Origin of the sequence: Steroidobacter sp. (genome assembly GCF_036406195.1) — a bacterium.
In the GTDB taxonomy this organism is placed as follows: Bacteria; Pseudomonadota; Gammaproteobacteria; order Steroidobacterales; family Steroidobacteraceae; genus Steroidobacter.
Genome location: NZ_DASWVW010000052.1, coordinates 114,807 through 123,181, shown reverse-complemented (window position 1 = coordinate 123,181; position 8,375 = coordinate 114,807). Strand labels below are relative to the sequence as shown.

General features: G+C 61.3%; 8 protein-coding genes and 1 pseudogene. 4 read left to right on the top strand and 5 right to left on the bottom strand.

Going from position 1 to position 8,375, the window contains the following annotated elements; translation table 11 throughout:
- The 3 genes and pseudogenes from istA to VGE08_RS20360 all read right to left on the bottom strand — a co-directional run.
- Positions 1-636: IS21 family transposase (istA, locus tag VGE08_RS20370; RefSeq protein WP_331069760.1), on the bottom strand; the 636-nt coding region annotated here is incomplete at its 3' end.
- A 71-nt stretch (positions 637-707) separates the two neighbouring features.
- Positions 708-917 (bottom strand): annotated as a pseudogene (locus VGE08_RS20365) (nucleotidyl transferase AbiEii/AbiGii toxin family protein); the annotation flags it as partial.
- Entirely contained in the window at positions 914-1,717 is an 804-nt protein-coding gene (locus VGE08_RS20360; protein WP_331069758.1) for a type IV toxin-antitoxin system AbiEi family antitoxin, read from the bottom strand. The gene VGE08_RS20360 and the pseudogene VGE08_RS20365, both read right to left, overlap by 4 nt.
- Positions 1,718-2,144: 427 nt before the next feature.
- Between VGE08_RS20360 and VGE08_RS20355 the strand changes: the two genes are divergently transcribed.
- Both VGE08_RS20355 and VGE08_RS20350 read left to right on the top strand, forming a co-directional pair.
- Positions 2,145-2,525 carry an eCIS core domain-containing protein gene (locus tag VGE08_RS20355; protein ID WP_331069757.1) on the top strand — a complete coding sequence of 127 codons (381 nt, stop codon included), beginning with the start codon at positions 2,145-2,147 and terminating at the stop codon, positions 2,523-2,525.
- Positions 2,526-2,580: 55 nt separating this feature from the next.
- On the top strand, positions 2,581-3,663 hold the full coding sequence (locus tag VGE08_RS20350) for a hypothetical protein (protein WP_331069756.1): 1,083 nt from the start codon (positions 2,581-2,583) through the stop codon (positions 3,661-3,663).
- Between the two features lie 29 nt (positions 3,664-3,692).
- Here VGE08_RS20350 and VGE08_RS20345 read toward each other — a convergent pair whose 3' ends face one another.
- A complete protein-coding gene (locus tag VGE08_RS20345) occupies positions 3,693-4,595 on the bottom strand; it encodes a c-type cytochrome (RefSeq protein WP_331069755.1) in 903 nt (300 codons plus the stop codon).
- A gap of 241 nt (positions 4,596-4,836) precedes the next feature.
- Here VGE08_RS20345 and ada point away from each other — a divergent pair, with 241 nt between their 5' ends.
- Positions 4,837-5,925: a bifunctional DNA-binding transcriptional regulator/O6-methylguanine-DNA methyltransferase Ada gene (gene ada, locus VGE08_RS20340; protein ID WP_331069754.1), complete on the top strand. Its 1,089-nt coding sequence runs from the start codon at positions 4,837-4,839 to the stop codon at positions 5,923-5,925.
- A gap of 114 nt (positions 5,926-6,039) precedes the next feature.
- Positions 6,040-6,891, top strand: a complete 852-nt coding sequence (locus VGE08_RS20335) for a dienelactone hydrolase family protein (protein ID WP_331069753.1) — start codon at positions 6,040-6,042, stop codon at positions 6,889-6,891.
- A 41-nt stretch (positions 6,892-6,932) separates the two neighbouring features.
- Here the strand turns inward: VGE08_RS20335 and VGE08_RS20330 are convergent, their stop codons facing one another.
- Positions 6,933-8,222, bottom strand: coding sequence for a metal-dependent hydrolase family protein (locus tag VGE08_RS20330; protein ID WP_331069752.1), 1,290 nt, complete (start codon positions 8,220-8,222; stop codon positions 6,933-6,935).
- Between the last annotated feature and the right edge of the window lie 153 nt (positions 8,223-8,375).

The following is an 8,375-nucleotide window of genomic DNA, read 5'->3' as shown; positions in this document are numbered from 1 at the left end:
CTGCACGCTCTCAACAACCAGCCGTCTCCTCTCGAGGTGGGCGAGGAAACGCCTCACCGCAGCTGAGTAATTCTGCGCAACGCAGCGGCTGTATCTTTCATTCTCCAGATGATCAGCTAATCGAGTGAGCCACAGACTATTCAGCCCATCGCGCCAGTCGACGAACTGCTCCGAGTGCGTGAAGCGCACGAACGTGGCACGGCTATAGCCCAGGGTCGCCACGAACGCCAGCAGCCGATCCCGGCCGCGGCGGATCGTGGTGAAGTCCGCCTGCATCTGCTGACCCGGCGCCGTCTCAAAGCGCACCACCGGATCGACGCGGCTGACCTTGAATGCCTGCACATACGCCTTGAGCTGGCTGATGCCGCCTGTATAGCCCCGGGCGCCAATCTCGCGCATCAGCACCGTTGCCGGGATCCAGTCCGGCCGCGCCTGCTCGATGCGTTCGAGCAGATAGGCCTTGAATGGATCGAGCTTGCAGGGCCGCGGCTCGCGCGGCCCGTACTCCGCCTTGCCGCCGCGCAGGTACTTGCGAACCGTGTTCCGCGATAACCCCGTCTCTCTCATGATCTGCCGAATCGAGCGACCTTGTCGTTCCAGAATCCGAATCTCCACCGCTTGCTCCTGGGTCAACATCTCGACGGCTCAAAAAGCCGTCATCCTCGCCCAGGTGGGTCACTTTTACTTCGGCGGGGGTGGGTCATTTTTACGTCGGCGGTAACAGAATAGCGCGCCGCAGGTTTGAGGTGCAGCTTGTAGAGTGCGGTACCGCCTCGGAAGGCAAGTGCTTCGGCAAGCAGAGGATGGCTGAAGATCGCCACGAGGGCGCGAGAAATCACCAGATCCTGCTCGACTTGAAAGTCCTGGACCCAAGGCGCATGCAGCCGCCACTCGGTTATGTAGTCGCGGGGAATCACGTCTCCGCCTCCACGTCAGCGTTGACGATCAGCTTCCAGTCGCCATCACGGCGTGCCTGCGGGCTGCGCATGCCGGGCAAGAGTGCAACAGTCTGCCGAGCTTCCTTTTTCACAAAGGATTTCAAGGCGACCGTCTTCTCGGCGGCGCCCACCTGATCGAGAAGATGACCAAGCCTTTGTGCCCAAGTCACGGGCGCCGTCAGTGCGGAAGCAACGAGCTTGTGTGGGTCGAGTTGCTCCGCCAGCTCCGAAAGGATCGTCACGACCTGGTCGAGTCCGCCAATCTGCTGCTGATAGCCGACGAGATCGAATGCCGTCGCTTCGGGCGTGGAAACCTGGATTGGTCCACGGGGCGTATTGAAGGACTGGAGCGGTATCTCGTCCAGACGCTTGCGGACGTAGAAGGCTACGCGCACTTGTCCGCAGTGAATCGGCCGGCGGGACTTGGCCAGCATGATTTGAAACTCTTGCGGGCGGTGGTGGGCTGCGCCGTGATATTGCGCGGCGGTGAGCAGCCCTGCGTAGTACAGCGTACCGGACCGCTGCATCAGCGCGGGAATGAATTGATCAGCGGGTAAGCAGCCAAGCGTGCGGTATTCCGGTGGAACGATCACGTAGAAGCCGCGGGCCGGCGATGCCAGATCACCGTCGCGAATGAGTCGATGCAACGCCAGTCTGACGGCGTCGGCTGATACCCCCAGCGCAGTTCTGGCCTCGGCTGAGGTGAAGCTATAGCGCCCGGCTGCAGCCAGGTCGCGAATATAAGCTCGAGCAGGGAGGCGACCCGAAATCATACGCATAAAGTATCACTTAATGATACGTTACGCAAATGAATCGAGAAACCTGGCTCAGCTAAGTCTTCCAGGACCCGCCTCGGATGTGAGCAATGCTTCGCCAATACACGGTCAAGAGGTATTTCAGCGTCTCCGCTCGCACCCGGACCGCGCACGGAGCCATCCATAGCGACGCAAGAGTTTCTCGCGTCCTATCTGGACTGTACGTGTTGGCTCAGAGTGATCAGCAGCTATCAATACACTCGCACGCTCCTTGATCCGAAGGCTCAGAAATTGGAGCGGCTTGCGGTGTTGGCCAGCTTCTACCAATTTCATTCAGCGCAAACGGCCCATGCAATTGCCTGCGGAAATTCTCGCGATCGGCCGCGAGCAAAACGCTCGTTTCCATCGTACCTTCATCGGCTGGAACCACTGATCCAGAGTCGGCGCGTTCATGCTCGGCCAAAGCTCTACCGTACCTACAATCGTTGCTGCCGCCCTACGCGACGTATTCGGAGCACCGGTCGATCACGTTCGCGTGATCGAGAACTCCCTGTACGCCCGCCTCCACTTCGGTGCCCGAGCAACGACGCGACGAGGAAGAATCCTGTTGCGGGGCGCAGCGAGAGATTTCTGGAATGATCCGGAGCTGGTGCTGCACGAGTACTTTCATGTGGTTCGCCAGTGGCAGCCGAGGCGGCTCACGATCTGGAAGTACCTGGTGGAGTCGGCCCGAAACGGCTACTGGCACAACAGCTACGAAATCGAAGCGAGGGCGTTTGCGGCAGCGCACTGGCGGGCACTAAAGGCGAAATTGCAAAAGAGGCCGGATTGAGTAAAGGATTGCGCCTGTAACATCGCGAGTAGCGAGCTGCGGAAGGGAGGTTACGATGCGAACGCTCAAACAGCCGTTCGGAACTATTCCTACACGCGCGCTTCTTGGAGGCGCCATCGCGGCGGTCTTCACTATGACCGCACAGGCCGATGTGACCATCGAAGAGCGCATGTCCATCAGCGGTGCCGGCCTGATGAAAATGGCCAACATGAATGGCACGACCACGACCCGAATCTCCGGCCAGCGCGCCCGCACGGACAGTAACTTGCAGTTCGAGTCCGGCTTGATGCGAACCCTTGCCCGCGGCGTGGGCGAGTCGACCGAGATCGTGCGGCTGGACCAGGACAAGATGTACTCGGTCGATAACAATAAGAAGACCTACTCGGAAACGACGTTCGCGGAGCAACGCGCTCGCTTCGAGCAGACAACGAATCAGATGCGCGACGCGCAGGCACAGCAGCAGCGAGCGACGTCCGGTGTAGACGAGTCGCAGTGTGAATGGTCCGAGCCGAAGGCCGACGTGCAACGGTCGGGTGAGCAGGCCACGATTGCTGGTTTCCAAGCCGAGCGCGTCACCGTGACTGCGACGCAATCGTGCAAGCTCAAGGACAGTGACCAGGTTTGTGACTTCGGCCTGGTGCTAGACCAATGGGTGGCGCCAGACTTCACCGCGTCGGCGGAAGCGCAGGCATACCAGCGCGCGTTTGCCGAGAAGCTGGGGCTCGGTGCCACAGCGTCAAGAGATTTCGCCGAGCGCGCGGAGTCGATGTTTGGCGCCTATGAAGGGCTGTGGAAGGAAATTGCGACCAAGATGCGCGACGTGAATGGCTATCCGGTGCGGCTGAGCTTCGGGCTCGGCGTGGGCGGACCGCAATGCCAGAACACTCAGCAAATGCAAGCCGCTGGTGGCCAGCAATCGCCAACGAGTATCGGTGGCGCGCTGGGTGGCGCATTGGGCGGATTGTTTGGCAAGAAGAAAGCGCCGGCATCAGAAGCAGCAGTGCCGGTAGCGCCGTTGCCAAACGGGCTCATGCCTCTAATGAGTATGAGCACCGAGTTGATATCCGTCAGTAACGATTCCATCGATCCGCAGTCGTTCGAACCGCCGGCGGGCTACAAGAAAGTCGCCGTCGACTGAGGTTCGCGCGGACTCGACGCCGGGGGAGCTCAGCGCGAGCCGGAGGCTTTGGGCTGCAACGTCTTCAAGAATCCAAACAACGCATCCAGCTCCGCGTCACTCATGAGGCGCAAGCTCTCGAAAGGCATCACCGCAATCGGAGTGCCGTCGGCACGCTTGCCTGTGCGCATCATCTCCCGGAACTGTTCCACCGATGCGTAGCGATTCATTGCGCCATCCGCGGCAGAAGTGAGATTGGCTGCCGCCGGCCAGGTCGGCGGCGAACCTGGAATCTTGCCACCGGCGAGACCTTCGCCATGACAGCCGGTGCAGGTCTTGGCGACGTATGCGCCTTGCGAATGGGAGTCTTCCGGCACGCGAACTGGCGCTGCTTTGGTGTGATCGATTTTCTCAGCGGCATCCGTGCTCACGTCGAACGCGTAGAGCGCCTTGACCATCAGCGGAATCCTGATCTCCGCCTTGCGCTCGGGTGCCGCCGGCAGGGAACGGATATAGGCAACCAGCGATGCGACATCGTCATCGGCCATTTGGGCATAGTCTTCGCTGGGCATGATGAAGACCGGGGTGCGCGCAGGTTTCAAGCCATGACGGAGCAACGCAACCCAATCTGTATCCGTGTACATCGCTGCAGCGCCACCACCGCCGCGAGTGATGTTCGGCGTGTAGACATAGAAACCGGAAGCAGGATCTTCGATCATCAGGCGACCTTCGCCGCCGGCGCCGTGACATTCCGAGCAGCCGCGCGTCAGGAAAAGATACTCACCGCGTTGCATATTCGCATCGAGCGAAGCAAAGTCGGCCGGCGCGACCTGCACATCGAGAACGCGATTCATCTTGCGTTCGCTGAGCACCATCGCGGCGCCAGCAGTGACACCCACGCCCACGGCCAGTACCGCCAGCGAGCCCCCAACGATTTTCATGAGCTTGTTCATGGCCGCGTATTCTGCACATCGAAGCTTCGAATACAGCGTACAAAGGGGCACACGGACCTTGCCCGGGAGAGCTATCGATATACTGACTTTGGATAGGGACAGCTACACTGCAAACCTTGGTCGAGCTTGGCTTGAGCCGGCCCAGCCCAGCATCGGAGCCAGAAAATTGCACAGCAAGAGGCGGGAATCTTCCGGGCGCGGCGCAGGCAAAACTGCGACCTCGGCCAAGAGGAGCAGCGCCATGACGAACATCGCATCGAACATCACATCGAATGAAGACGCCCTGTGGAGCACGGTGCAGAACCGTGATGCCAGCCGCGACGGCGAGTTCTTCTATGGCGTCATGACCACGGGCGTTTACTGTCGTCCCTCGTGCAATTCGCGTCGTCCACTGCGCAAGAACATTCGATTTTTCGCCACGGCCGAGGCAGCCGAGCGCGCCGGCTTACGCCCATGCAAGCGATGCCGGCCGACCGGCGCCTCGACAAACGTCTTGAATCAAGTGGTGCACGAGCTGGCACGCCGCATCGAGGCGGAACCCGAACGCAAGATCAGCCTGGCACAAATGGCCAAGCGCGCCGGCTACAGCCCCTTTCACTTGCAGCGCAGTTTCAAAGCCATCATGGGCAGCAGCCCGAAGGAATATCAAACGGCTGCGCGCGTGCGCATGCTCAAGCAGGAGCTGCGCAACGATGCGCCGGTGGCCGATGCGATCTATCAAGCGGGCTTCGGTTCGGGCAGCCGCGTCTACGAGAAGGCCGATGGTCATCTCGGCATGACGCCGAGCGAGTATCGCAGCGGGGGAAAAGGTCTCACGATCTCGTATGCCAGCGGCCAGACGCCGTTGGGCCTGATGATGATCGGTGCCACCGATCGCGGCATTTGTTTCCTGCAATTCGGCGAAAGCGATCAGGCATTGCTGACGGAGGTGAAACAGCAATTCCCGGCAGCCGCCGTGCAACCCATGCCGGAAAGCTTCCGCAGCGAGTTCGACTCATGGATGGCGGCGCTCAATCGACACTTGCGGGGAATCGAACCGAGGCTGGATTTACCATTGGATGTGCGCGGCACGGCATTCCAGCTCATCGTATGGCGCTACCTGCAGAAGGTGCCGTATGGCGAAGTACGCTCCTACTCGGAAGTGGCGGCGGCGATCGGCAAACCGAGCGCGACGCGGGCGGTGGCCCGGGCGTGTGCCACAAACTCGGTTGCATTGCTGATCCCTTGCCACCGCGTCGTTCGGGGTACGGGTGAGTTGGGCGGTTATCGCTGGGGTGTTCAGAGAAAGCGCGTGCTGCTGGATACGGAACGCGCAGCCAGCAAGCGGTAAGTCCCTCTGCGTCGCGGAGTGTGCGCAGTTCACATCTTCGCCTCGCATTCTTGCACCCCGGGCGCTGCTGCTGATAATGAGCGCGCATGCGAAGAGCATGCTGCAGGAGGCGGTATGTGCCTGGGTTGTATAGACGACAACGACTCACCACCCCCAACGCGACGGGAATTTCTGGTCAAAGCACTGCAGTTGACCGCCGCCTCCGCGCTCGGCACGACCGCCATGGCCAATCCCGCCATCCGCGTCTGGGACGTCGACGCCAAAGGGCTCACCGTCGACAACGCCGGCACGTTCCTACCCGCCTATACGGCAGTGCCTATGGGTGCCGCCAACCGGACTACCGTCGTCATTCTTCACGATGAGCCCGGCATTTCACCGGATCTGCAAAGTCTCGCGCGCGACGTGGCGCGTACCGGATATATCGCGATGGTCATCGATTGCGCCATGCGCGGGACGGCCAAGATCTCGACGCATCCCGATGCATTGCTGAGCGAGGCCTTCAACCGCGACGTGCAAACCGACGTTCGCGCCGGCGTCGTTACATTGAATGGCGACCAGCCGGACGCCAATCCGGTGGTGATCGTGGGCTTCGGGTGGGCTGGCTACACAGCGCTGCGCATGGCGCTGAATGATCCGTTGAGCGTGGTGGGCGTGATCGCCATGTCCACGCCGATCGAGGCGACCGTCAAATCCAAGACGGACCCGCGCCCCGACCTGATCACGCTGCTGGCGCGCCTCAATGTCCCCGTGCAATTTCACGCCGGCACCGCGGACCCTGCGATCACTCGCGAACAACTGAATTGGCTGGGACGATTCGTTGCGGTCGAGCCCGATCGTCGCGAGCTCTTCATCTATGGAGGCGCGGGTCCCGAGTTTTACATGCCTTCGTCCGATCACTACGACGAGGGCTACAAGATCCTGGCGCAGAAACGCTGGCGGGACTTTCTGATCAAGCGCTTCAACTAGAAGCCCTCCAGCCCGCTGGCCGGAGGGCCCTGGTCCGGCGATTACGGCTGCACGACCACCTGGCCGTGCTTCATGACGAACACCGGTTTCTCGGTGGCCGCAATGTTGCTCAACACATTGCCCTTCACGGCGACGATATCGGCCAGCTTGCCGGCCTCGAGCGTGCCCACCTGATCGATGACGCCGAGCAGCTTGGCCGATTCACGCGTGCCGGAAAGCAACGCCGCCGCTGGCGGCATGCCGATCTCCACCAGCAACGCGAATTCCTTGGCGTTCATGCCGTGCGGCGACACGCCCGTGTCGGTACCGAAAGCAATGGGCACGCCCATCTTCAGCGCCGTGCGGAATACCCTCTCGTGCTCGACCAATGTGGCACGCGCCTTGGCCGCTATCGCCGGCGGATACTTCGCGGCCATTTGGTTCACCCAGTAGACCGCCAGACGAGTCGGCACCAGATAGGTGCCCTTGCTCTTCATCAATTTCAGCGTCTCGTCGCTGAGGAAACTGCCGTGCTCGATCGAATCCACGCCGGCCTCCACGGCCTGCCGTGCAGCCACATCACCATGCGAGTGAGCAGCGATCTTGCGCTTCCAGGCATGAGTTTCCGAAACGATGGCGCTGAGCTCGTCCGGCGTCAGTTGCGGCACATCGACCGGGTCGGCCTCGGACAGCACGCCGCCCGATGAGCAGATCTTGATCACATCGGCGCCCCACTTCAGCTGGTAGCGCACCGCCGCGCGGCATTCGTCGGCGCCGTTGCATACACCATCCATCACGCCCAGCGGCTGGATACGATCGGGCGGGAACGGCCCCTGATCGCAATGGCCGCCGGTCGAACCGATCGAATGCACTGCCGTGAGAATGGTCGGGCCGGCAGTCACACTGCTGTTGACGGCATTGCGCAGGCCAACGTCCACGAAATCACCGGCGCCCAGGTTTCGAACGGTCGTAAAGCCCGCTTCGAGAGTCCGCCTGGCATACACCGCGGCGTAATGCGATTGCTCGGCGGGGAACCGGTACATATCCGTGTGAAAGCCCTTGTAGAAATCCTCCTGGATCTCGCTGGTGATGTGCGTATGCGCGTCGATGAAGCCCGGCAGCAGCGTCGCGTCGCCGAGGTCGATCACCTGGGCATCGGCCGGAGCCGCCTGCGTTCCGAGCGCCTTGATCTTGTCTCCCTCGACCACGATGGCGCCGCCATTGGTGAGTTGCCCCGACCTGGCGTCGAACAGATAGGCCGCCTTCAGCACGATGGGCCGAGGTGTTTCTGCCGCCTGCGCCGAGCCGATGATCGCGGCCAATCCCAACGCCAACTTCATTGCTAATCGCATTCACGACCCTCCGATGTGGTGGTGCGGCACGATACTCGTTCACGGTTGAAAGGCAAACGGGGCACGAATATCTCGACGAAAGCGCAATTATTCGTCGACTTTTGCCAGCCTCGCGCCGGTAACTTGTCGCCGTCGACCCCAATGGAGACTGCG

Excerpts from the sequence above, each read along its gene's own strand:
- VGE08_RS20360 (WP_331069758.1), bottom strand. The coding sequence starts at position 1,717 with ATGCGTATGATTTCGGGTCGCCTCCCTGCTCGAGCTTATATTCGCGAC.
- VGE08_RS20355 (WP_331069757.1), top strand. The coding sequence starts at position 2,145 with ATGCTCGGCCAAAGCTCTACCGTACCTACAATCGTTGCTGCCGCCCTA.
- VGE08_RS20350 (WP_331069756.1), top strand. The coding sequence starts at position 2,581 with ATGCGAACGCTCAAACAGCCGTTCGGAACTATTCCTACACGCGCGCTT.
- VGE08_RS20345 (WP_331069755.1), bottom strand. The coding sequence starts at position 4,595 with ATGAACAAGCTCATGAAAATCGTTGGGGGCTCGCTGGCGGTACTGGCC.
- ada (WP_331069754.1), top strand. The coding sequence starts at position 4,837 with ATGACGAACATCGCATCGAACATCACATCGAATGAAGACGCCCTGTGG.
- VGE08_RS20335 (WP_331069753.1), top strand. The coding sequence starts at position 6,040 with ATGTGCCTGGGTTGTATAGACGACAACGACTCACCACCCCCAACGCGA.
- VGE08_RS20330 (WP_331069752.1), bottom strand. The coding sequence starts at position 8,222 with ATGCGATTAGCAATGAAGTTGGCGTTGGGATTGGCCGCGATCATCGGC.